23 protein-coding genes are annotated in these 23382 nt (G+C 68.3%); 11 read left to right on the top strand and 12 right to left on the bottom strand.

From position 1 onward, the window contains the following. Entirely contained in the window at positions 1-519 is a 519-nt protein-coding gene (locus tag DK254_RS12005; RefSeq protein WP_109933885.1) for a nucleoside 2-deoxyribosyltransferase, read from the top strand. Between the two features lie 268 nt (positions 520-787). Here the strand turns inward: DK254_RS12005 and DK254_RS12010 are convergent, their stop codons facing one another. The 4 genes from DK254_RS12010 to DK254_RS12025 all read right to left on the bottom strand — a co-directional run bounded on the left by DK254_RS12010 (position 788) and on the right by DK254_RS12025 (position 5273). After that, positions 788-1129 carry a zinc ribbon domain-containing protein YjdM gene (locus DK254_RS12010; RefSeq protein WP_177412054.1) on the bottom strand — a complete coding sequence of 114 codons (342 nt, stop codon included), beginning with the start codon at positions 1127-1129 and terminating at the stop codon, positions 788-790. A 52-nt stretch (positions 1130-1181) separates the two neighbouring features. Continuing rightward, a complete protein-coding gene (locus tag DK254_RS12015) occupies positions 1182-1805 on the bottom strand; it encodes a c-type cytochrome (protein ID WP_109933886.1) in 624 nt (207 codons plus the stop codon). A 188-nt stretch (positions 1806-1993) separates the two neighbouring features. Beyond that, positions 1994-3802, bottom strand: a complete 1809-nt coding sequence (gene oadA / locus DK254_RS12020; protein WP_109933887.1) for a sodium-extruding oxaloacetate decarboxylase subunit alpha — start codon at positions 3800-3802, stop codon at positions 1994-1996. 55 nt (positions 3803-3857) lie between these two features. Then, complete coding sequence (locus tag DK254_RS12025; RefSeq protein WP_109933888.1) at positions 3858-5273, bottom strand: acetyl-CoA carboxylase biotin carboxylase subunit; 1416 nt, start codon at positions 5271-5273, stop codon at positions 3858-3860. 236 nt (positions 5274-5509) lie between these two features. Between DK254_RS12025 and DK254_RS12030 the strand changes: the two genes are divergently transcribed. After that, complete coding sequence (locus DK254_RS12030) at positions 5510-6445, top strand: LysR family transcriptional regulator (protein ID WP_089393845.1); 936 nt, start codon at positions 5510-5512, stop codon at positions 6443-6445. On the opposite strand, the gene DK254_RS12035 is transcribed toward DK254_RS12030, so the two are convergent. From DK254_RS12035 to DK254_RS12055, 5 genes are all read right to left on the bottom strand, one after another. Beyond that, positions 6399-6611, bottom strand: a complete 213-nt coding sequence (locus DK254_RS12035; RefSeq protein WP_109933889.1) for a PA3496 family putative envelope integrity protein — start codon at positions 6609-6611, stop codon at positions 6399-6401. The two genes, DK254_RS12030 and DK254_RS12035, sit on opposite strands and share 47 nt — an antisense overlap. 122 nt (positions 6612-6733) lie before the next feature. Beyond that, a complete protein-coding gene (locus tag DK254_RS12040; RefSeq protein ID WP_109933890.1) occupies positions 6734-8017 on the bottom strand; it encodes an FAD-binding oxidoreductase in 1284 nt (427 codons plus the stop codon). Beyond that, the gene (locus DK254_RS12045; RefSeq protein ID WP_089393842.1) at positions 8014-8757 is read right to left on the bottom strand and encodes an amino acid ABC transporter ATP-binding protein; all 744 of its coding nucleotides are present in this window, start codon (positions 8755-8757) and stop codon (positions 8014-8016) included. Before DK254_RS12045 ends, DK254_RS12040 begins: the two co-directional genes overlap by 4 nt. Further along, positions 8754-9410 (bottom strand): amino acid ABC transporter permease, encoded by a 657-nt coding sequence (locus DK254_RS12050; RefSeq protein WP_074978297.1) that lies wholly within the window; start codon positions 9408-9410, stop codon positions 8754-8756. The genes DK254_RS12045 and DK254_RS12050 overlap by 4 nt, the downstream gene beginning before the upstream one ends. 55 nt (positions 9411-9465) lie before the next feature. Continuing rightward, positions 9466-10218 (bottom strand): ABC transporter substrate-binding protein, encoded by a 753-nt coding sequence (locus tag DK254_RS12055; RefSeq protein WP_089393841.1) that lies wholly within the window; start codon positions 10216-10218, stop codon positions 9466-9468. A gap of 146 nt (positions 10219-10364) precedes the next feature. Between DK254_RS12055 and DK254_RS12060 the strand changes: the two genes are divergently transcribed. Continuing rightward, positions 10365-11138, top strand: a complete 774-nt coding sequence (locus DK254_RS12060) for an IclR family transcriptional regulator (RefSeq protein ID WP_089393840.1) — start codon at positions 10365-10367, stop codon at positions 11136-11138. A gap of 10 nt (positions 11139-11148) precedes the next feature. On the opposite strand, the gene hexR is transcribed toward DK254_RS12060, so the two are convergent. Continuing rightward, positions 11149-12036: a transcriptional regulator HexR gene (hexR, locus tag DK254_RS12065; RefSeq protein ID WP_089393839.1), complete on the bottom strand. Its 888-nt coding sequence runs from the start codon at positions 12034-12036 to the stop codon at positions 11149-11151. A 107-nt stretch (positions 12037-12143) separates the two neighbouring features. On the opposite strand from hexR, the gene zwf reads away from it, so the two are divergent. Further along, positions 12144-13613, top strand: a complete 1470-nt coding sequence (zwf, locus tag DK254_RS12070) for a glucose-6-phosphate dehydrogenase (RefSeq protein WP_177412043.1) — start codon at positions 12144-12146, stop codon at positions 13611-13613. A gap of 367 nt (positions 13614-13980) precedes the next feature. Further along, complete coding sequence (gene yegQ, locus DK254_RS12075) at positions 13981-15339, top strand: tRNA 5-hydroxyuridine modification protein YegQ (protein ID WP_109933892.1); 1359 nt, start codon at positions 13981-13983, stop codon at positions 15337-15339. A 305-nt stretch (positions 15340-15644) separates the two neighbouring features. On the opposite strand, the gene DK254_RS12080 is transcribed toward yegQ, so the two are convergent. Together DK254_RS12080 and DK254_RS12085 are read right to left on the bottom strand one after the other, a co-directional pair. Next, entirely contained in the window at positions 15645-16367 is a 723-nt protein-coding gene (locus tag DK254_RS12080) for a DUF3142 domain-containing protein (RefSeq protein ID WP_109933893.1), read from the bottom strand. 7 nt (positions 16368-16374) lie between these two features. Beyond that, positions 16375-18564, bottom strand: coding sequence for an outer membrane assembly lipoprotein YfiO (locus DK254_RS12085; protein ID WP_109933894.1), 2190 nt, complete (start codon positions 18562-18564; stop codon positions 16375-16377). Between the two features lie 237 nt (positions 18565-18801). On the opposite strand from DK254_RS12085, the gene nirK reads away from it, so the two are divergent. The 6 genes from nirK to DK254_RS12115 all read left to right on the top strand — a co-directional run bounded on the left by nirK (position 18802) and on the right by DK254_RS12115 (position 23331). Beyond that, complete coding sequence (gene nirK, locus DK254_RS12090) at positions 18802-19950, top strand: copper-containing nitrite reductase (protein ID WP_109933895.1); 1149 nt, start codon at positions 18802-18804, stop codon at positions 19948-19950. 48 nt (positions 19951-19998) lie between these two features. After that, positions 19999-20811: an SUMF1/EgtB/PvdO family nonheme iron enzyme gene (locus tag DK254_RS12095; protein WP_109933896.1), complete on the top strand. Its 813-nt coding sequence runs from the start codon at positions 19999-20001 to the stop codon at positions 20809-20811. 70 nt (positions 20812-20881) lie between these two features. Next, positions 20882-21613 carry a Crp/Fnr family transcriptional regulator gene (locus DK254_RS12100; RefSeq protein WP_244160984.1) on the top strand — a complete coding sequence of 244 codons (732 nt, stop codon included), beginning with the start codon at positions 20882-20884 and terminating at the stop codon, positions 21611-21613. Positions 21614-21689: 76 nt separating this feature from the next. Next, on the top strand, positions 21690-22361 hold the full coding sequence (gene ytfE, locus DK254_RS12105) for an iron-sulfur cluster repair protein YtfE (RefSeq protein WP_109933897.1): 672 nt from the start codon (positions 21690-21692) through the stop codon (positions 22359-22361). Positions 22362-22462: 101 nt separating this feature from the next. Beyond that, positions 22463-23146 (top strand): Crp/Fnr family transcriptional regulator, encoded by a 684-nt coding sequence (locus DK254_RS12110; protein ID WP_109933898.1) that lies wholly within the window; start codon positions 22463-22465, stop codon positions 23144-23146. 2 nt (positions 23147-23148) lie between these two features. Further along, positions 23149-23331, top strand: a complete 183-nt coding sequence (locus DK254_RS12115; RefSeq protein WP_109933899.1) for a protein DnrP — start codon at positions 23149-23151, stop codon at positions 23329-23331. Positions 23332-23382 lie beyond the last annotated feature (51 nt).

Consider the following 23382-nt stretch of genomic DNA (forward strand, 5'->3'; position numbering starts at 1 on the left):
ATGCTGAAGATCTACCTCGCCGGCCCCGACGTGTTCCGCCCCGACGCCGCCGCGTACGGCGAACGGCTCAAGGCGCTGTGCGCGGAATACGGGTTCGAAGGGCTGTTCCCGCTGGACAACCGGCTGCCGGAGGAGATCGGGGAGCCGCACCAGCAGGCGATCTGGCTGTACCGCGCCAACCTGCGGATGCTCGCCGAGGCCGACGTGGTGCTGGCCAACCTGGCGTCCTTCCGCGGCAGCGAACCGGACAGCGGCACCTGCTTCGAGGTCGGCTACGCCGCGGCCCTGGGCAAGCCGCTGTACGGCTACCTGCCGGACGCCGGCAGCTACGCCGAGCGCATGCGCCGCAAGTACCCGGAATGGCTGGGCGAGCAACCCGGCCGCGACCGCGACGGCAACGTCCTGGAAGCCTTCGGCCTGCCGCTGAACCTGATGCTGGCGGTGCCCACCCAGATCGTCTCCGGCGGCCCGCGCGAGGCGCTGGAATTGCTGCGCCAGGATGTGCAGCCGGCGGAATGACCGTAACCGCGCCCATGTAGGAGCGCGCCCTGCGCGCGATTCGCGGGCAGGGCCCGCTCCTACACGACTGCGCCGAGGCGCTTTTCGTAGGATGGGTTGAGCTTGCGAAACCCATGCGGTCACGGTGATGGGTATCGCTTCGCTCAACCCATCCTACGGGAGCCCGGAATTGACGTAGGAGCGGACTCCGTCCGCGATGGGCCGGGCCCAGGCACGGCGATCGCGGATGAATCCGCTCCTACAAAAGAAGAAGAGAAGCCCGAGCGGCTCAGACCTTCTTGACGAATTCCGACTTCAGCTTCATGGCGCCGATGCCGTCGATCTTGCAGTCGATGTCGTGGTCGCCGTCCACCAGGCGGATGTTCTTCACCTTGGTGCCGACCTTGACCACCAGGGACGAGCCCTTGACCTTGAGGTCCTTGATCACGCTGACGGTGTCGCCGTCCTGCAGCACGTTGCCGACGGCGTCCTTGATCACCTTGGCGTCGCCCTCGCCTTCGGCGGCGGCATCGGCCGACCATTCATGGGCGCATTCCGGGCAGACCAGCAGCGCGCCGTCCTCGTAGGTGTATTCGGAATTGCATTTCGGGCAGGGTGGCAGGCTCATGATCGCTATCACTGACAGTGGAAAAGACCGCGCATTATATAAGGCTTTGCCCACTTCAGGGATGCAATTGCTGCAGATAGGCCGCCAACGCCTCGATATCCCCGGCCTGCAGCTGCGACGCCACCGCCAGCATGGTCGAGCCGACGCGGCGCGGGTCCTTGTCGCGGTAGGCCTCCAGCGTGCGCTGCAGGTAGGTCGCCGGCTGCCCGGCGATGCGCGGGACGCCCTGCTGACCCAGCCCCTGCGGACCATGGCAGGCCACGCAGACCCGCCCGAACAGCGCCTCGCCCCTGGCCCGCAGGGTATCGTCCACCGTGCCCTGGCGCGGCAGCACCGGCTGCTGGCTGTAGTACACGGCGATGTTCACCCGCTCGTCGAGGCTCAGCATCTTCGCGGCCTGGTTCATCACGAAGTCGGTGCGCTGCCCGCTGGCGTAGCGCTCGAAGGCGGTAAACAGGTAGCCCGGCGCCTGCGCGGCCAGGTTCGGGATGTAGTCGCGCCGGCTGTTGCCATCGTCGCCATGGCAGTTGCGGCACAGCACGATGCGCTCGTGGCCGGCGGCGTAGGCCTGCTCGCGCAGGGCGGGGTCGGCCATGATGGCGTCGAAGCGCGCCTGGGCGGCCTCGTCGCCCAGGGCGGTACAGCTGACGGTCAACAGCAGAGCAATCGCGAAACGCATCGCCTCCTCCCCGGAACTCGGCCTGCGGCTTGCCGTTTATAGGCGTGCGCGCGGCGCGGGGCCTGGATGCAGGTCAATGAAGCGGTGCCCCGGCCGCGCCGGAAGGTGATGGTTTTCGCAAAGACATAAAAAAGGGGGAGCATCGTGCTCCCCCGGGGACTGAACCTTGAGACCCGTCTGTCCGTCGGTCAGCCTTCAATCTCGATCAGCACCTCGCCCGGGTTGACGCGGTCACCCTTGGCTACGTGGATCGCCTTGACGGTGCCGGCGATGGGCGCCTGCACCTCGGTTTCCATCTTCATGGCCTCGGTGATCAGCACGGCCTGGCCGGCCTTCACGCTGTCGCCTTCCTTCACCAGCACGTCGACGATGTTGCCCGGCATGGTGGTGCTGACGTCGCCCGGCGCGCTGGCGTGCTTGCGCTTGTTGCCGCCGCCGCCGATGAACTCGTTGAGCGGCTCGAACACCACTTCTTCCGGCATGCCGTCGATGGACAGGTAGAAGTGGCGCTTGCCGTCGGTCTTCACGCCGACGCCGGTGATGTCCACGCGGTAGCTCTCGCCGTGCACGTCGACCACGAACTCGGTCGGCACGCCTTCGCCGCCGGCCGCGGCCACGCCGTTGCCGGTGGGGATCGGCAGCAGTTCCTCGGGCTTCAGGGCGCCGGCCTCGCGTTCCTCGAGGAACTTGCGGCCGATGTCCGGGAACATGGCGAAGGTCAGCACGTCCTCCTCGGACCGGGCCAGGGCGCCGATCTCGCCGCGCAGCTTGTCCAGCTCGGGCTTGATCAGGTCGGCCGGGCGCACGTCGATGACTTCCTCGTTGCCGATGGCCTGGCGCCGCAGCTGCTCGTTGATCTGGCCCGGGGCCTTGCCGTAGCGGCCCTGCAGGTACAGCTTCACCTCGTTGGTGATGGTCTTGTAGCGCTCGCCGGCCAGCACGTTGAAGAACGCCTGGGTACCGACGATCTGCGAGGTGGGGGTGACCAGGGGCGGGAAGCCCAGGTCCTCGCGCACCCGCGGGATTTCCTCGAGCACCTCGGCCATGCGGTTGAGGGCGCCCTGCTCCTTCAGCTGGTTGGCCAGGTTGGAGATCATGCCGCCGGGCACCTGGTTGACCTGCACGCGGGTGTCCACGCCGGTGAATTCGCTCTCGAACTGGTGGTACTTCTTGCGCACGGCGTGGAAGTACATGCCGACCTCCTGGATCAGCTCCAGGTCCAGGCCAGTGTCGTAGGGGGTGTTGCGCAGCGCCGCGACCATCGACTCGGTGCCCGGGTGGCTGGTGCCCCAGGCCATGCTGGAGATGGCGGTGTCGATGCGGTCGGCGCCGTTCTCCACGGCCTTGAGCTGGCACATGCTGGCCACGCCGGCGGTGTCGTGGGAGTGCACCACCACTTCCAGCGGCAGGGCGTCCTTCAGGGCCTTGACCAGGTCGCCGGTGGCGTAGGGGGTCAGCAGGCCGGCCATGTCCTTGATGGCGATGGAGTCCACGCCCATGGCCGCCATGGCCTTGGCCTGGGCGACGAAGGCGTCGATGGTGTGCACCGGGCTGGTGGTGTAGCAGATGGTGCCCTGGGCGTGCTTGCCGGCAGCCTTCACCGCCTCGATGGAGACGCGCAGGTTACGCACGTCGTTCATCGCGTCGAAGATGCGGAACACGTCGATGCCGTTGACCGCGGCCTTGGCCACGAAGGCGCGCACCACGTCGTCGCTGTAGTGGCGGTAGCCCAGCAGGTTCTGCCCGCGCAGGAGCATCTGCAGGCGGGTGTTGGGCAGCGCGGCCTTGAGCTTGCGCAGGCGCTCCCACGGGTCTTCCTTGAGGAAGCGCACGCAGGCGTCGAAGGTGGCGCCGCCCCAGACTTCCAGCGACCAGTAGCCGACCTTGTCGAGCTTGTCGCAGATCGGGAGCATGTCCTCGGTGCGCATACGGGTGGCCAGCAGGGACTGGTGCGCATCGCGCAGGATGGTATCGGTGACGCTGATTTTCTTGCTCATCTCGTAATTCTCCTCTCCGCTGCAGCCAGCCGCTTGTAGCCTGCAGCCTGAAGCCTCAAAGGCCCGCGTGGGCGGCGATGGCGGTGGCGATGGCGATGGCCAGGTGCGACGGGTTGCGCTTGATCGAGTACTGGGTCAGCTCCGGGTGGCTTTCCACGAAGCTGGTGTTGAACTCGGCGCTGCGGAATTCCGGGTCCTTGAGGATTTCCTGGTAGTAGGGCGCGGTGGTCTTCACGCCTTGCACGCGCATGTCGTCCAGGGCGCGCAGGCCGCGGTCCAGGGCCTCTTCCCAGGTCAGTGCCCAGACGATCAGCTTCAGGCACATGGAGTCGTAGTACGGCGGGATGGTGTAGCCGGTGTAGATCGCCGTGTCGGTGCGCACGCCGGGGCCGCCGGGGGCGTAGTAGCGGGTGATCTTGCCGAAGGAGGGCAGGAAGTTGTTCTTCGGGTCCTCGGCGTTGATGCGGAACTGCAGGGCATAGCCGCGGTACTGGATGTCTTCCTGCTTGACCGAGAGCGGCAGGCCGGAGGCGATGCGGATCTGCTCGCGGACGATGTCGATGCCGGTGATTTCCTCGGTGATGGTGTGTTCCACCTGCACCCGGGTGTTCATCTCCATGAAGTACACCTCGCCATCGGCGAGCAGGAACTCCACGGTGCCGGCGTTCTCGTAGCCCACGGCCTTGGCCGCGCGCACGGCGAGGTCGCCGATGTAGGCGCGCTGCTCGGGGGTCAGCTGCGGGCTGGGGGCGATCTCGATGAGCTTCTGGTTGCGGCGCTGGATCGAGCAGTCGCGCTCGAACAGGTGCACGGTGTTGCCGAAGGCGTCGGCCAGCACCTGGGCCTCGATGTGCTTCGGGTTGACGATGCACTTCTCGAGGAAGACTTCCGCGCTGCCGAAGGCCTTGGTGGCCTCGGAGATGACGCGAGGGAAGTTCTGCTCCAGCTCCTCGCGGCTGTTGCAGCGGCGGATGCCGCGGCCGCCGCCGCCGGAGGTGGCCTTGAGCATCACCGGGTAGCCGATGCGCTCGCCTTCGCGCAGCGCTTCGGCGAGGTCGGCGACGTTGCCTTCGGTACCCGGGGTGCAGGGTACGCCGGCCGCCATCATGCTGCGCCGCGCCTCGGTCTTGTCGCCCATGCGGCGGATCACTTCCGCCGACGGGCCGATGAACTTGATCCCGCGCTCGGCGCAGATGTCCGCAAGCTCCGCGTTCTCGGAGAGGAAGCCGTAGCCCGGGTGCAGGGCGTCGCAGCCGGTCTCCACCGCCAGGTTCACCAGCGCGCGCGGGTTGAGGTAGCCGGCCAGCGGGTCGGTGCCGATGCTGTGCGCCTCGTCGGCGCGCTTCACGTGCAGGGCGTGACGGTCGGCATCGGAGTAGACGGCCACCGAACGGATGCCCATCTCGGCGCAGGCACGCACGATGCGGACAGCGATCTCCCCACGGTTGGCGATCAGGATTTTCTTGATCACTTGCGGTTTCCCTCGACCGGGACTGATGGACCCGGCACTTGAACCAATCGGCAATCCGCCGCGGCGTTCGATCCGCGTCGGCTCGGCACGTGCCGGAGCAGGGTTCCGGCGTTTTTTTACCCTACGCGGGATCGAGGATTACCCAAAATCAATATTTATTGGGATAGCCATAACTTTTGTCTTATAGTCGAACGCAACCACCCCGTTCGGGAGCCGTCCGAATGCGTAAGTCCTTGATGCGAATGACACTTCGCCAGCTGCAGGTATTCCGTGCGGTGTGCGAGAGCCGTTCCTACAGCCGCGCCGCGGAGGAAATGGCGCTGACCCAGCCGGCGGTCAGCCTGCAGATTCGCCAGCTGGAGGAACTGGTCGGCCAGCCGTTGTTCGAGTACATCGGCAAGAAGCTCTACCAGACCGACGCCGCCGACGCCCTGCTGCGCGCCAGCACGGACATCTTCCAGCGCCTGGAGGTGCTGGACATGCAACTGTCCGACCTCAAGGGCTCGCTGCAGGGCCAGTTGCGCCTGGCGGTGGAGTCCAGCGCCAAGTACATCACCCCGCACCTGTTCGCCGCCTTCCAGGCCCAGCACCCGGACGTCAGCCTGCACCTCACGGTGGTCAACCGCGCCCAGGTGATCAAGCGCCTGTCGGACAACCGCGACGACCTGGTGATCATGTCCCTGGTGCCCCAGGACATGGCCCTGGAGTTCCTGCCCTTCCTGAACAACCCGATAGTCGCGGTGGCGCCGCCCGAGCACCCGCTGTGCAGCGCCGCCAAGCTATCGCTGAAGGACCTGGAATCCTGGCCGCTGCTGATCCGCGAGCCTGGCTCGGGCACGCGCAAGGCCTGCGAGGAACACTTCCAGCAGAAGCGCGCGCACTTCCCGCAGACGCTGGAATTCGCCTCGCTGGAAGGCTCGCGGGAAGGGGTGCTGGCCGGCCTCGGCCTGGCCCTGCTGCCGCGCCACGCGGTGAGCCGCGAACTGCGCGCCGGGCTGCTGCGCGAACTGCCGGTGGAGGAACTGCCGCTCTACCGCAGCTGGTGCCTGGTGCACGCCCGCGGCAAGCGCCTGAGCCCGGTGGCCCAGGCGTTCGTCGCGTTCATCCGCGAGGAGCGCGCGCTGATCAGCCAGCTGGCCGAGCGTTTTTCGCCGACGCCCGCGCAGAATTGAGGTAGTTGGCGGCGATCAGGTCGGGATAATCGGACATCTCGCGGTCCAGGCGTTGCGCTTCGAGGCGCTCCTCGATGGCCCGGCGGAACTGCATGCGGCGCTGGTCCTCGAGCTTGCGGCGGGTCCTGCTGTCCAGGTGCTGGGTGTCGTCGATATGGCGTGGCATCTCGCATCTCCCAAGGCCGAAGGGCTGGAGACGCCAGCATGCTGACGACGGATGACAGTTTGAGGGCGCGGCAGTGAAGCCGCGGTGACGCCGACGGGCGGTCGGCGCCCTCCGGGCATCCCTCAGAACAACGCATCCAGGCAGCGGTACCAGGTGATGGCCGCCCCCAGGTAGAGCCGCTGCAGGCCATGCAGCGGGATCGGTTTCAGCGGTGCCGGCGGCAGCGGGAAGCGCTCGCCGCGCCCGGCCAGGCGCAGCGCCATATGCCGGCCCAGCGTGGTGGCCATGGCCACGCCGCGGCCGTTGTAGCCCAGCAGCGTCGACAATCCCGGCGCCGGTTCGTGCAGGTGCGGCAGGAAATCCTGGGTCAGCGCCACCCGGCCACTCCAGCGGTACTCGATGGGCACCCCGGCCAGCTGTGGATAAAGCTGCGCCAGGGATCGCTGCAGATGGCTCCAGTCGCCGTCGCCGGAGGGTTCGCCGAACGGCCCTCGCCCGCCCAGCAACAGGCGGCCCTGGGCATCACGCTTGAAGTAGAGCAGCAGGCGCCGGGCATCCGAGCAGACTTCGCCGCCAGGCAGCACGCTCGCCGCCAGTTGCGGCGACAGCGGCCGGGTAGCGATGATGAAGCTGTTCGCCGCGATCAAGGTGCGGCGCAGGCCCGGCCACAGGCCATCGGTGTAGCCGTTGGTCGCCAGCAGCACCTTTTCCGCCCTAACCCGCGCACCGCCGGCCAACGCCAGCTGCCAGCGCCCGGCCTGGCGCTGCAGGCTCAGCACCGGGCTGTGGCCGTGCACCCGCGCCCCGGCGGCCAGCGCGGCGCGCACCAGGCCGCGCACGTAGCTCAGCGGCTGCACGCTGCCGGCGCGCGGATCGACCCAGGCGCCGAGATAATGGTCGTTGCCGATGCGCCGGGCCACCGCCTCGCGGTCCAGCAGCTCCACGGGCACGCCTCGCCGGCGCCATTGTTCGGCGCGCTGCTCGATGCCACGCAATGCCGCCGGGGATGCCGCCGGCTGGATCCAGCCCTTGCGAGTGGCATCGCAGTCGATACCGTGGCGCTGGATCAGGCTGAACACCTCGTCGGCGGCGTTTCCCGCCACTTCGCACAGGTATTCCCCCTGCTCACCGAATTTCGCCAGCAATTGCTCCGGGTCGAACTTCAGCCCCGGGATGACCTGGCCGCCGTTGCGCCCCGAGGCGCCCCAGCCCGGCTCGCCGGCATCCAGCACGCAGGCGCGGATGCCCAGCTCCGCCAGGTGCAGGGCGGTGGAAAGGCCGGTGAAGCCGGCCCCAACGATGGCGACATCCGTCTCCAGCTCGCCCTGCAGGGGCGGCGTCGCTTGCGCCGGCGTGGCGCTGGCTGCCCACAGGGACTGCGGCAGGTGGCGTGGCACGACGCTCATGCCTGTACCCCCGACGGTTCCAGCAGGCGCCTGAGGAAGTCTCGGGTGCGCTGATGCTGCGGCGCCCCCAACACCTGTTGCGGCGGCCCTTCCTCGACGATACGGCCGCTGTGCAGGAAGCACACCTTGTCCGCCACTTCGCGGGCGAAGCCCATCTCGTGGGTGACCACGATCATGGTCATGCCCTCGTCGGCCAGGCGGCGCATCACGCCCAGTACCTCGCCAACCAGTTCGGGGTCGAGCGCCGAGGTCGGCTCGTCGAAGAGAATCGCCTTGGGCTGCATCGCCAGCGCGCGGGCGATGGCCACGCGTTGCTGCTGGCCGCCGGAGAGTTCGTCGGGGTAGGCCTCGACGCGGTGCGCCAGGCCGACCTTGTCGAGCAGCGCCAGGGCCCGCTCGCGCACCTCGCGAACCGGCTCTTTCTTCACGTAGACCGGGCCTTCCATCACGTTCTCCAGCACGTTGCGGTGGGGGAACAGGTTGAAGCGCTGGAACACCATGGCCACCTGGGTGCGGATGGCATGGATGCTGCCGGCATGCCGGTCGACCTTGGCGCCGGACACCAGCACCTCGCCGCCCTGGTAGTCCTCCAGGCCGTTGATGCAGCGCAGCAGTGTGGACTTGCCGGAACCGGACGGGCCGATCAGGCACACCACCTCGCCGCTGTCGACGCTCAGGTCGATGCCTTCGAGCACCGCCACGTCGCCGTAGCTCTTGTGCAGGTCACGGATGCGGATCATCGCTTGCTCCTCCGGCCGATACGCGCCTCGAGGCGGCGCAGGGCGAACGACAGCGGCAGGCTCATGGCCAGGTAGAGCAGCGCCACCAGGGTGTAGACGGTCATGTTCTCGAAGGTCGAGGAGGCGATCAGCTGGCCGGCGCGGGTCATCTCCGCGACCGTGATGGTGGAGACCAGCGAGGAGTCCTTGAGCATCATCACCAGGGTGTTGCCGTAGGGCGGCAGGGCGATGCGGAAGGCCTGCGGCAGCACCACCCGGCGCATCACCATGGCGCCGCGCATGCCGAGGGACTCGGCGGCCTCGATCTGGCCCTGGTGGATGGCCTGGATGCCGGCGCGGAAGTTCTCCGCCTGGTACGCCGAGTAGGCGATGCCCAGGCCGATAACCCCGGCCTGGAAGGCGCTGAGCTGGACGCCGAAATCCGGCAGGACGAAATAGATGTAGAACAGCTGGACGATGATCGGCAGGCCGCGGATGACGTTGACGACGGTAGTGCCGGCCAGCGCCAGGGCGCGGTAGCGGGAGACCATCATCAGCGCCAGGGCCAGGCCGATCAGCGAACTGAGCAGAAAGGACGCCGCCGTGACCTGCAGGGTGATCACCGCCCCCTTGAGCAGGATGGGCAGGAAGTCCATGGCGTTCTGAAGAAACATGGCGATTACCTGGTAGAGCGCGAAGGCGCCGCCCACGGGCGCGGGCGGCGACGGGTCAGTCGAGGTTCCACTTGGCGCGGATGCGCTGCAGGGTGCCATCGGCGCGGATGCTGGCGATGCCCTGGTTGACGCGCTGCAGCAGCGCCGGGTCGTCCTTGCGCAGCACCAGGCTGACGTCGCCGTGAATCACCGGCTGGTAGTCGCGGACCAGGCGCACCTTGGACTGGCCGCCCCTGGCCAGTTGGTAGGCCAGCACCGGCTGGTCGGCGAAGGCCGCCTTGATGCGGCCCAGGGCCAGGTCTCGGAGCAGGTCGTTGATGGAGTCGTAGCCGCGCACTTCCTTGAAGATGCCGCGTTTGTTCAGCTCGTCCAGGAACACGGTGCCGACCTGGGCACCAACCACCTCGCCCTTGAAGTCGTCCATGCGGGTATAGGCGCCGCTGTCGTCGGCGCGCACCACCAGGCCCTCGCCATAGGAGAACACCGGGTCGGAGAACTGCACGACCTTTTCCCGCGGCGGCGTCTTGAGCATGGCCGCGGAGATCAGGTCGATCTTCCCGGAGGTCAGCGAGGGGATCAGCGCGGCGAAGTTGGTCTGCTGGATCTGCGTGTCGAAGCCGGCGGCCTTGCCCACCGCTTCCACGGTGTCGACCATCATCCCCTGGATGCGCTGGCTCTGGATGTCGAGGAAGGTGAAGGGGACGCCGGTGGAGGTGGCGCCGACCTTGAGGGTCTCGGCCGCGGCGGGGCCGGCGAACAGCACCGAGGCGGCGCAGGCGAGGACGAAGGCACGGATGCTCTGATGCATGGTGGGTCTCCCAGTGGACGCTCATTGTTGTGGTTGTGCGTGTGGGTACCTCTGAATCGGCAGGAGGCGATTCGGACGATATATTCAATTTACAAAAATCGCAAAGAGATTTATAAGTATCGAATATCGATACGGAGAAGACAAAAATGTCTGAAGGGAGCCTGCTGTTCAATCAGTCGCTGGAGAAGGGCCTGGCGGTGCTACGCGCCTTCGATGCGCGCCGGCGCACCATGAGCCTGGCGGAAGTGGCCGAGGCAGCGGGGATCAACAAGAGTTCGGCGCAGCGCATGGTGCACACCCTCGAAGCGCTGGGCTACCTGCGCAAGCACGAGCAGACGCGGCGCTTCCAGCTGACGCCGAAGGTCATGGAGATCGGCTACAACTACCTGGCCGCGGACACCCTGGTGGACGTGGCCAACCCCTTCCTGGCCGAGCTGTCGCAGATCACCGGGGAAACCACCAACCTCACCGAGCCCGACGGCCTGGACATGGTCTACGTGGCGCGCTTCGTGGCGCCCAAGTTCATTCCCATCCACATGCCCATCGGCAGCCGCATCCCGATGTACTGCACCGGTTGCGGTCGCGCCTACCTCAGCGGCCTGGACGACCGGGCGGTCGTGGAAATGCTGCAGCGCAGCGAGCCGCAGCGCCTGACGCAGAACACCCTGACCGACATCGAGGCGATCCTCGAGACCGTGCGCACGGCGCGCAGCAAGGGCTATGCGGTGAACGCGGAAGAGATGTTCCTGGGCGACATGAGCATCGCCGCGCCCATCCTCGACAGCCGCGGCCAACCGGTGGCCGCCGTCCACGTGGTGGCGCCGACCAGCCGCTGGAGCCGGGAAGATGCCGAGCGCAAGCTGGCACCGGCGGTGATCGAGTGCGCGCGGGCGATCCGCACCTCGATCCGGGCGCTCTGAGACAAGTGCCTCAGGACGCCTCTTCCGGGCGCGGCTCCTCGTGGCTCTTCACCACCTTGGGCGACAGGCGCAGGCTGCGCAGGCTGCGCTTGACGCTCTTGAGGTGGTTGACCAGGTCCGGTCCGCGGGCCATGGCCACGCCCATGGCCAGCACGTCGATCACCACCAGGTGGGCGATGCGCGAGGTCAGCGGGGTGTAGATGTCGGTGTCCTCGTGCACGTCCACCGCCAGGTTCACCGTGGCCAGGTCGGCCAGCGGGGTCTGGCTGGGGCACAGGGTGATCAGGGTGGCGCCGGCCTCGCGGACCAGGTTGGCGGTCACCAGCAGGTCCTTGGAGCGGCCGGACTGCGAGATGCAGATGGCCACGTCGCTGGGCTTCAGGGTCACCGCCGACATCGCCTGCATGTGCGGGTCGGAATAGGCCGCCGCCGACAGCAGCAGGCGGAAGAACTTGTGCTGGGCGTCCGCGGCCACCGCGCCGGACGCGCCGAAGCCGTAGAACTCCACGCGCTGGGCGTGGGCGATGGCGGCGATGGCGCGTTCCAGGGCGTGGGTGTCGAGGTTCTCGCGCACCTCCATCAGCGAATGCAGGGTGGTGTCGAAGATCTTCAGGCTGAAGTCGGTGACCGAGTCGTTCTCGTTGATCGCGAACTGGCCGAAGCTGGCGCCGGCGGCCAGGCTCTGCGCCAGTTTCAGCTTCAGGTCCTGGAAGCCGCTGCAGCCGATGGCGCGGCAGAAGCGCACGATGGTCGGCTCGCTGACGCCCACGCCGTGGGCGAGGTCGGCCATGGAGCTGTGCATGACCGAGGCGGGGTCCTGCATCACGTGATCGGCGACCTTCAGTTCCGACTTGCGAAGCAGATGACGCGACTGGGCAATGTGCTGCAACAGGTTCACTGGGCTGGACTCGGCTATGATCGGCGGATGGGATGTAGTCTGCTTGTAGTTATACTACAAGTCAGGCGGTCACGCCCAGGCAATAAGTGGTGGAGCAGTACCCGATGATGTCCGAAACTTCCGCATTTCCCCTTTCCTGCGACATCCTGGTGTTCGGCGGCACCGGCGACCTGGCCCTGCACAAGCTGCTGCCGGCGCTCTACCACCTGCACCGCGAGGAGCGCCTGCCGGCCGACACCCGCATCCTCGCCCTGGCCCGCAGCCAGCGCTCGCAGGAGGCCTACCTGGCGCTGGCCGAACGGCATTGCCGGGCACAGGTGGCGCGGGCCGACTTCAGCGTCGCCGACTGGCAGAGCTTCGCCACGCGCCTGGACTACCTAGCCATGGACGCCTCCCAGAGCGCCGACTTCAGCCGGCTGCGCCAGCGCCTGAAGTTCGGCCACGAGCGCGTGCTGGTGCACTACCTGGCCACCGCCCCGGACCTCTTCGCGCCCATCGCGCAGAACCTCAAGGTCGCCGGCCTGGCCGGGCCCAACACGCGCATCGTGCTGGAGAAGCCGCTGGGCCATTCCCTGGAGTCGGCGCGGGCGATCAACCAGGCCATCGGCCAGGTGTTCGACGAGTCGCGGGTGTTCCGCATCGACCACTACCTGGGCAAGGAGACGGTGCAGAACCTGCTGGCCCTGCGCTTCGCCAACACCCTGTTCGAGCCGCTGTGGCGCAGCGCCTACGTCGACCACGTGCAGATCAGCGTCAACGAGACCCTCGGCGTGGAGAACCGCGGCGCCTACTACGACCACGCCGGGGCCATGCGCGACATGGTGCAGAACCACCTGCTGCAGCTGCTGTGCCTGGTGGCCATGGAGGTGCCGGTGCACTTCGACGCCGAGTCGGTGCGCGACGAGAAGCTGAAGATCCTCCAGGCCCTGCGCCCGATCGGCGGCCTCGACGTGCAGGACCGCACCGTGCGCGGCCAGTACGGCGCCGGGCGGATCGGCGGCCAGGAGGTGCCGGCCTACTGGTTCGAGAAGAACGTGGACAACGACAGCGACACCGAGACCTTCGTCGCCCTGCGCGCCGAGATCGACAACTGGCGCTGGGCCGGCGTGCCCTTCTACCTGCGCACCGGCAAGCGCATGGCGAAGAAGTGCTCGGAGATCGTCATCCAGTTCAAGCCGGTGCCCCACGCCCTGATCGGCGACGGCAGCGGCCCGGCCAACCGCCTGTGGATAAGGTTGCAGCCGGAGGAACGCATCAGCCTGCAACTCATGACCAAGACCCCCGGCAAGGGCATGCGCCTGGAGCCGGCCGAGCTGGACCTCAACCTGGCCCAGGCCTCCAGCCCCGGCAAGCGCCGCTGGGACGCCTACGAGCGCCTGCTGCTGGACGTGATCCAGGGCGACTCGACGCTGTTCATGCGCCGCGACGAGGTGGAGGCGGCCTGGCGCTGGATCGACCCGATCATCGCCGGCTGGCAGGAGCACTACCAGCGCCCGCGCCCTTACCCCGCCGGCAGCAACGGCCCGGAGCAGGCGCAGATGCTGCTGGAGCTGCAGGGGCGGCGGTGGTTGGAGTGAGGTTGCTTGCGAATGGGGGTTCGCCGGCAATTTCGGCGCTTGACCTGAAGAGCGCCCTCTCCCTAACCCTCTCCCTGAAGGGAGAGGGGACTGTCCGTGCCAAGCGTCATACCAGCGCTCGCCGGCAGCCTCGGCGTTGCAATGAGCTTCGACATTACGCTTCACGCCATACGGCCCCCTCTCCCTTCAGGGAGAGGTCTGGGGAGAGGGAGCGGAGTCAATCCAAAGCTCCGCTGCAGCCAGGAAACCCCATTCGCGAGCAAGCTCGCTCCTACGAAACGCCCACCAGCAACATTGACCCCGCTCAGGGCACCGAGCCCCCGGCCCGGCTAGAGTGCGGCGTTTTATCCACAAGCGTCCCGCCGCCATGCTCCAAGCCCCCGAACTGCTCTGCCCCGCCGGCTCCCTGAAAGCCATGCGCCACGCCTTTGCCTATGGCGCCGATGCCGTCTACGCCGGGCAACCGCGCTACAGCCTGCGGGTGCGCAACAACGAATTCGACCTGGCCAACCTGGCCATCGGCATCGCCGAGGCCCATGCCCTGGGCAAGCGCTTCTACCTGGTGGTGAACATCGCCCCGCACAACGCCAAGCTGAAGACCTTCCTGGCCGACCTGGAGCCGGTGCTGGCCCTGGGGCCGGATGCGCTGATCATGTCCGATCCCGGCATGATCATGCTGGTTCGCCAGCATTTCCCCCAGGCGAACATCCACCTCTCGGTGCAGGCCAACGCCGTCAACTGGGCCAGCGTGGCCTTCTGGCGCGACCAGGGGCTGAGCCGGGTGATCCTCTCCCGCGAGCTGTCGCTGGAGGAGATCGGCGAGATCCGCGAGAAGGTCCCGGACATGGAGCTGGAGGTGTTCGTCCACGGCGCCCTGTGCATGGCCTACTCCGGGCGCTGCCTGCTGTCGGGCTACATCAACCGCCGCGATCCCAACCAGGGCACCTGCACCAACGCCTGCCGCTGGCAGTACCAGGCGCACCCGGCCCGGGAGGACGAACTGGGCCAGCTGGTGCGCGAGCCGACCCTCGGCGAAGGCGCGCCCACCGACGCGGTCTTCCTGCTGGAGGAAGGCAACCGCCCCGGCGAATTGATGGAGGCCCACGAGGACGAGCACGGCACCTACATCATGAACTCCAAGGACCTGCGCGCCATCCAGCACGTGCAGCGCCTGGCCGAGATGGGCGTGCACTCGCTGAAGATCGAGGGCCGCACCAAGTCCCACTACTACGTGGCGCGCACCGCCCAGGCCTACCGCCAGGCCATCGACGACGCCGTGGCCGGCCGGCCCTTCGACCGCGGCCTGATGGACGAGCTGGAGTCCCTGGCCCACCGCGGCTACACCGAGGGCTTCCTGCGCCGCCATGTGCATGACGAGTATCAGAATTACCTGTACGGCAGCTCGCGGGCGGAGCGCCAGCAGTTCGTCGGGGAGTTCACTGGCGGGCGGCGTGGCGACCTCGCCGAGGTAAGGGTGAAGAACCGCTTCGCGGTGGGTGACAGCGTCGAACTCATGACTCCAGCCGGCAACCGTACGCTGCGGCTGGAACGTCTGGAGAACGTTCGTGGTGAAGTCATCGAGGTCGCGCCGGGTGATGGGCACGTCGTGTATCTGCCGGTGCCGGAGGAGGTGGGGCTGGATTATGGGTTGCTGATGCGGGATCTGCTGGAGCGGCCGGCTAAGGCGGGGTGTGGGGGGAGTTGTGGTTGCGGAGGTTTTTCGTAGGAGCGAGCTTGCTCGCGAACGGGACTTCGCCGGTAATCTCGGCGCTTGACCTGAAGAGCACCCTCTCCCTAACCCTCTCCCTGAAGGGAGAGGGGACCGTTCGGCGTGCTTGGGTATTCCTGAGTCAGCCGGCAGCTCCGCAGGTTTCAGGTGAAACCACACCCTCTCTCGGCACGGACTAGCCCCCTCTCCCTTCAGGGAGAGGGCTGGGGAGAGGGAACGGAGTCAATCCAAGGCTCCGTTGCAACCGGCAAACCCCGTTCGCGAGCAAGCTCGCTCCTACAACCAAACCCCACCCCACCAACTCACGGATTCTGCAAGAACACCACATACCCCCGGAACCACGGGCTGCGCTCCAGGTAGCCCGGCGCCTGCCACTGCCCGTACTGCGCCAGGCCGATGCGGAACGGCAGCTGCAGGCGCGCCACCCTGGGCAGGTAGCGTTCGTAGTCGGGGATGGTCCGCCGCCCCTGGTAGGTCTGCACCACCACCTCGTCCACCACGTCGCGCAGCTGGTTGATGGTCGCCGGCTCCGCGTTGCTGCTCCAGTCCAGCAGGCCGGTGATGCTCAGGCGGTACTCCAGCGGCAGGCGCCGGCGGAAGTCGCGCAGGAAGGCCACGTATTCGTCGAGGTAGCGGGTGCGTGCGTCGAAGTCGATCTGCACGCCCAGCAGCGGGTTGCCGGCGCGCTGCCAGCGGCGCAACTGGGCCAGCAGGGTCGCGTAGCTGTCCTCGCTCCAGCGCAGGCTGTGGGCGCGGTAGACCACCCAGACCTGGCCCGAGCGCAGGCGCGGCATGGCGATGCCCTGGGCGTGCAGGCGCGCCGGTTGCCCGGGGGCGCCGCGCGGGGCGCTGACCTGGCCCTGCAGCACGTAGAGGGTGCGCGCCTGGCGCAGCACCGGCTGGGCCTGGACCCCGCCCCACAGCCAGAAGGCGTCGTAGTCGGCGGCGTCGACCACCCCGGCGCTGGCCGTGGCGCCCCATAGCGCCAGCAGGCCCAGCGCCAGGCTCTTCGCGGCCAGGCCCATGGCGGCGCTACCAGTAGTACTTCAGCGATTTCGACCAGGGCGTGTCGGCGTACTGCGTCTTCAACGTGCGGAACCAGCGCTTGCGCTGCGCCGGGGCGATGTCCTGCTTGCCGCAGCCGTTGTAGCCGCTGGGGGCGTAGCAGTTGATGGCGCGGTACAGCGCGTAGGCCTTGTCGTCGCTGCCGGCCTGCGCGTCGGCGATCACCTTCAGGTAGCCGTCCAGGCGCGAGTAGGGCTCGCCCTCGAACAGCGACGGGCTGCCGCCCAGTTCGCGCACGCCGGGCTGGTTGTCCAGCGGGAAGCTGTCGAGGTTGTTGCGCAGGATGAACTCGCCGAAGCAGTTCAGCGCCTGCGGCGGCTGCGGTTCCTGCTGCAAGGCCAGGGCGAGGTCGCGCAGCGCCGGGCAGTCGTAGCTGGAGCTGCCCTTGCCGCCCGGCCACTGGAACAGGCTCAGCGGCTGCCCGCCGCCGTAGACGAAGCCCAGGCTTGCGCTCAGCGGCTTGGTCGAGGGCTCGGCCGGCAGCAGCGCGAGGTCGTTGACGAAGTTGGCGTAGCGGCCGTGCAGCAGGTCCTTGTACAGCAGGGTGAAGAGCGCGGTGTCGCGCTCCTCGGCCGGCGCCGTCTCGGACTTCACCTGCTGGCGCAGCAGCTCGGGGCCGGCGATGTGGCGCAGCAGCAGCTCGCGGATGGCCGGGGTGCGCACCGGCGAGTTCTCGGCATAGACCTTCACCAGGCGGTCGCTGCGCTCGTAGTTGAAGGCCAGCGCCAGTTCCAGCTGCTCGCGCTGCAGCGGCTGGTGGGCCAGCGGCAGCAGCTGCAGCCACAGCTTCTCCGCGCCCAGCCAGTCGTTGCCGGCCTCCAGGGCGAAGCCGCGCAGGGTCTGCTGGCTGAAGGCGAGGTAGTCGAGCTTCTGCGGCAGGGCCTTGGGCAGTTGTTCGGCCGCCTTGCCCGGCTGCTCCTCGACGTACAGCTGCCAGGCCGCCAGCAGGTAGTCGTGCAGCCCCGGCAGCTCGGCGAACAACGGTTTCTGCGCCTGCAGCCCGGGCAGGTCGAGGGCGCGGCCCTCGCCGGCCTCATGGTGACGCATCTGCATCAGGTCGAGCACCGCCAGCAGGCGCGGGTTCTTGACCTCCGCCGGGTGCGCGCTGACCAGCAGCTTGTTGTCCACCTCGGCGATCAGTTGGGCCTGGTCGGCATTGCCCTGGGCCGCCTCCGGCTGGGCGAACAGCCAGGCGTATTCCGCGGCCAGGCGCCCGGGGTCGTTCATCAGCCAGTACACGCGGCGCATCAGGCCCTTGGCCGAAGTGGCATAGCGGCCCTGTGGATAAGCCTGCAGATAGGCCTTGAAGTCGCTTTCGGCGACCTTGAGCGCGGCCTGGTCGACCTTGCGCAGGTCGGGGTAGCCCATGTCGTCGAAGGCGTTCTGCTGCGCCTGGTTGAGCTGGCTGCGGCCGAGCATGTAGCGCGCCGTCTCGCGCAGCCAGGGCAGGCGGCTGTCGCGCAGGGCCTGGAAGTTCTTGCGCGCGGCCGGGAAGTGGCCGCTGTAGAAGGCAGCGATGCCCTGCAGGTAGCCGGCGAACTCGCGCCCGCCGGGGGAGTCCACGTCGCCGGGGAACAGGCCGGCGAGCTGCGCCTCGTCCCACTGGCAGCCCTGCAGCAGGGCCAGGCGCGCCCGCGCCAGGCTCTGCCGCTCGGCCGGCGGCAGGTCGGCGGCGAGCAGCTGGGCGAGGAAGTCCTGGGCGGTGGCCGGGTTGTTGCTGCGGCAGCGGCTGCCCTCGCCGCTGGCGAAGCGCTCGCCCTCGGCCGGCACCGCGTCCGCCGGCAGGCCGATGCGCACCGCCAGCTCCGCCAGGGGCGCCGCCGGCTTGGCGTCGGCGGCCGTCGCGGCCTCCGGGGCCAGGGGCTCGTCGAACAGGCGCATCAGCGGGAAGGGCACCAGGCCGTAGCCCAGCTGCTGCTCGTCATCGGACAGCGCCTTGACCGGCAGGCTGGCACGGCCGGCGTCGGCCAGCAGCAGCTGCAGGTTGACCCGGCTGTCGTTGCCGGGGCTCAGGAACGGCAGGCTGTTGCACACGTCCAGGGTGTCGCGCTTGAGGTTCCAGCTCGGGTAGCAGGAATCGTCGCTGCTGGCGTAGGCCTGCTGCGCGGCAAGCACGCCGAAGGTGAGGGCCAGGAGGGGGAGTCCACGCGGGCGCATGCAAGGTCCTTGTCCGTTGGAGCCCGCGCCTTGGCGCGGGAGATTCGCTCATTGGGCAGGAATCTTACCTCGGCGCACCGGCACTTGCCGCATTCACACAGGCGTCGACGGAAAAACCTGACAGCGCGCTGCGGCAGATTGTCCAGCTGCGCCGCTATTTGCTTCCGCGCAAAGAAGGTTTTCGCCCAAGGGAGTTCCCTGTGGACAACGAAATCTCGTCCATTAGGAGATGTACCCATGCCTGACCTGGAAAAAATGCCCTTTTCGCGCCGCAGCCTGCTCGCCGGAGCCGTCGCGCTCGGCGTCGCCGGTTCGGTCCTCGGCAGCGGTCTGGCCTTCGCCAAGGAGTCGGCGCCGCTGCAGACCGGGCCGGCGCCGGACCTGTCGAAGCTGGCCAGGAGCAAGGTCGAGCTGCTCGTCCCGCCCTTCGTCCACGCCCACGAACAGCGCACCAGCAGCAAGCCGCGGGTGGTGGAGTTCCGCATGGTCATCGAGGAGAAGGACCTGATCATCGATGACGACGACACCCACATCCACGCCATGACCTTCAATGGCTCGGTGCCCGGGCCGCTGATGGTGGTGCACCAGGACGACTACGTCGAGCTCACCCTGGTCAACCCGGCCAGCAACAGCATGGCCCACAACATCGACTTCCACGCCGCCACCGGCGCCCTGGGCGGCGGCTCGCTGACCGTGGTCAACCCCGGCGAGCAGGTCAAGCTGCGCTTCAAGGCCACCCGCCCCGGCGTGTTCGTCTACCACTGCGCGCCCGGCGGGATGATGATCCCCTGGCACGTGGTCTCCGGCATGAACGGCGCGATCATGGTGCTGCCGCGCGACGGCCTGAAGGACCGCGAAGGCCGGCCGCTGAAGTACGACAAGGTGTTCTACGTCGGCGAGCAGGACTTCTACGTCCCGCGCGACAAGGACGGCAAGTTCAAGCGCTACGCCAGCCCCACCGAGAGCTTCAACGACACGATGCAGACCATGAAGGGGCTGATCCCCAGCCACGTGGTGTTCAACGGCCGGGTCGGCGCGCTGACCGGCAAGAACGCGCTGACCTCCAAGGTCGGCGAGACCGTGCTGATCGTCCACTCCCAGGCCAACCGCGACACCCGCCCGCACCTGATCGGCGGCCACGGCGACCACGTCTGGGCCACCGGCAAGTTCGGCAACCCGCCGGAGGAAGGCCTGGAGACCTGGTTCATCCCCGGCGGCGCCGCTGGCGCTGCGTTGTACACCTTCCGCCAGCCGGGCCTGTACGCCTACCTCAACCACAACCTGATCGAAGGCGTGGCCCTGGGCGCCACCGCGCACTTCCAGGTCGAGGGGCAGTGGGATTCCGACCTGATGAGCCAGGTCGAACCGCCCTCCCCCATCAAGTGACGCCACCGGCCGGCCCGCGAGGGCCGGCCCCGCCACGAGGGAACGCCCATGCGCAAGGCGCTGACCATCGCCCTTCCGCTGCTGCTGGTGGCCATCGCCCTGGGCGCATGGCTGCCGCGCACCGACCCGAGCCTGGCGCCGGAGACCGTCAGCCTGACGCCACGGGAATACCGCTTCCGCCCCGCCGGCGACTACTGGCGCGACGCCCGCCCGGTGGATGCGCCGCTGCGTAGCGAACGCCTGGCGCCACGCTTCGCGGTGATGAAATACCAGGTCAGCCAGGTCGAATACGCCCGCTGCGTGGACGCCGGCGACTGCCTGGCGCTGGAGAGCCAGGTCGCCGCCCCCGGCGAAGACCTGCCGCTCACCGGCGCCAGCCTGCTGGATGCGCAGCGCTATGCCGACTGGCTGTCGAAGCGCACCGGCCAGCGCTGGCGCCTGCCCAGCGACGCCGAATGGGCATTCTTCGCCGGCTCGCGCTGGGCCGACGACGCCCTGCGCATCGACGACGACGGCCGCAACCCGGCGCGCCGCTGGCTGGCGCGCTACCGCTTCGAGGCCGCGGCGGCCAGCGAAGGCCCGGCCCGGGCGCAGCCGCGCGGCAGCCACGGCCTCAACGAACTGGGGGTGGCGGACCTTGCGGGCAACGTCTGGGAATGGACGCAGAGCTGCCACACGCGGGTCAGCCTGGATGCCGGCGGCACGGAAAAGACCCGCGTCGAGGCCTGCTCGATCCGCATCGCCGAGGGCCGCCACCGCGCCGCCATCAACGAATTCGTCCGCGACGCCCGCGGCGGCGGCTGCAGCGCCGGGCAGCCGCCGGACAACCTGGGGTTCCGCCTGGTCAGAGAGCTGCCTTGACTTGATCCCACTCAAGTTTCGCCACAGCACGATGCAGGTATGCTGCGGCGGGCCCCAGGGAATCCTGACCGTGAGCGACAAGCCACCGATCAACCGCGCCTGGCTGGCGAACCTGCCGCCGTTCGCCAACTGCACCCGCGAGGAACAGGACGACATCCTTCGCCCGGCCAGCGTGCTGCCGCTGCACTGCGGCGCCACTGTGTTCGAGCAGGGCGAACCGGCCGAGGCCTTCTACCTGCTGGTCCACGGCCGCCTCAAGGCCACCCAGGTGACCTGCGACGGCCAGCGCGTGCTGGTGCGCCTGGTCAACCCCGGCGACCTGTTCGGCTTCGTCCGCGCCCTGGGCCGCGAGGACTACCCCGCCACCGCCAGCGCCACCCAGGAAAGCCTGGCCCTGGCCTGGCCGACCGCGCTGTGGGAGCCGCTGCTGGCGCGCCACCCCGGCTTCGCCCTGAACACCGTGCAGGCCATTGGCGTGCGCCTGCAGGAAGCCCACGTGCGCTTCTGCGAGCTGGCCACCGAGGAGGTCGAGCGCCGCGTCGCCCACGCCGTGCTGCGCCTGGTGCGCAACAGCGGCCGCGCGGAATCCGAGGGCGTGCGCATCGATTTTCCCGTCAGCCGCCAGGACATCGCCGAGATGACCGGCACCACCCTGCACACCGTCTCGCGCATCCTCAGCGCCTGGGAAGGGCGCGGCCTGGTGCGCGGCGGCCGGCAGAAGCTGCTGGTGCGCAACCCGCAGCAACTGCTGCACATCGCCGAGGGCGACGACGAGCGGGAACCCGCGCACTGCGACGCTTGACCGCAATCAAGGAGCCCGGGGCCGCGCCCTTCCTAGACTGGCGCCAGCCCCCACACCGACTCCCGAGGCCGCCGCCATGCACGACAACCTGACCGAACGCACCCTCAGCGACCTGGCCTGCAGCCTGCCCGGCAGCACCAGCCTGCTGCGCGACTACAAGCTGGACTTCTGCTGCGCCGGCCAGCGTAGCCTGCGCGAGGCCGCCAGCGAACTGGGCCTGGACGCCGAACGCATCGCCAGCGAACTGCGCGCCCTGCGCCCGGCCAGCGAAGAGCGCGACTGGCGCCAGGCGAGCAACACCGAGCTGATCGAACACATCCTCGAACGCTACCACCAGCGCCATCGCCAGCAGTTCCCCGCGCTGCTGCCGCTGGCCCAGCGCGTGGAACGCACCCACGCCGCGCACCCGCACTGCCCCCACGGCCTGGTGGCGCTGCTGGAGCAGATGCAGGAAGAACTCGAGTCGCACATGTGCAAGGAAGAGAACATCCTGTTCCCCTGGCTGAGCCAGGGCGTGCCGCTGCTGCACGTGCAGGGGCCGATCGGGGTGATGCGCCACGAGCACGACGAACACGCCCAGAGCCTGGCCGCGCTGGCCGAGCTGACCGACGACCTGACCGCCCCGGCCAACGCCTGCACCAGCTGGCGCGCGCTCTACGCCGGGCTGGAGGAGCTGCGCCGCGACCTGATGCAGCACATCCACCTGGAGAACAACCTGCTGTTCATCGGCGCCAACCGCCCGCAATGACCGCCCATCGGCCGGAGCCCGACGTGACAGCATGCCTCACCCACCAAGCCGGGCATGGCGAGCATACTGACCGGATACCCACGGTTCAGGAAGGCTCCGCCATGCAGTCCCAGCGCGTCCACCAGCAGATCCTGCGCGGGCACCACCTGTTCGATGCCCTCGAAGAGGCGCAGCTGGAACAGTTGCTCGCCACCTGCCAGCTGCTCAACCTCGACAAGGGCGACAAGCTGTTCCACCAGGGTGAGCCGGCCCATGCCTTCTTCTTCGTGATATCCGGCGCGGTGAAGATCTTCCGCCTGACCCCGGAGGGCCAGGAGAAGGTCCTGGAAGTGGTGGTCGGCCGGCAGACCTTCGCCGAGGCCATGATGTTCATGGACACCCCGGACTACGTCGCCTCGGCCCAGGCGCTGGAGCCGACGCAGGTCTACCGCTTCGCCAACCGCACCTACCTGGAGCTGCTGCACAGCAACCCGCAGCTGCCCTTCGCCCTGCTCGGCACCTTGTGCATCCGCCTGCATAGGCGGATCAACGAGATCGAGACGCTGTCGCTGAAGAACTCCACCCACCGGGTGGTGCGCTACCTGCTGACGCTGCTCAACCGCCACGGCGACGCCGACCTGCGCTTCGAGCTGCCGATGGCCAAGCAACTGGTGGCCGGGCACCTGTCGATCCAGCCGGAAACCTTCTCCCGCGTGCTGCGCCGGCTGATCGACGAACGCATCATCGACCTGCAGGGCCGCACCGTCCAGGTCCTGGCCCCGCTGCGTCTGGAGCAGTTCGAGTAGGCATGCGCCAGTGCCTGTACTGCCAGCAGCCCAGCGCCGACGACCAGGCCGACTGCCCGCACTGCGGCATGCCGCTGCCGGTCGAACAGGCCCTGGCTAGGCAGAAGCGGCTGCGCCGGTTCAAGCTCTTCTGCATGGCCCTCGCCCTGTTCTGCCTGGCGATGGCGCTCTGGTTGCCGCGCTGACAGGCACCTGCGGCGGATAACCGCGAACGGTTATTCGCCCTACGCTCGATG

The sequence above is a fragment of the Pseudomonas sp. RW407 genome (assembly GCF_003176655.1).
GTDB classification, from domain to species: Bacteria; Pseudomonadota; Gammaproteobacteria; order Pseudomonadales; family Pseudomonadaceae; genus Pseudomonas; species Pseudomonas delhiensis.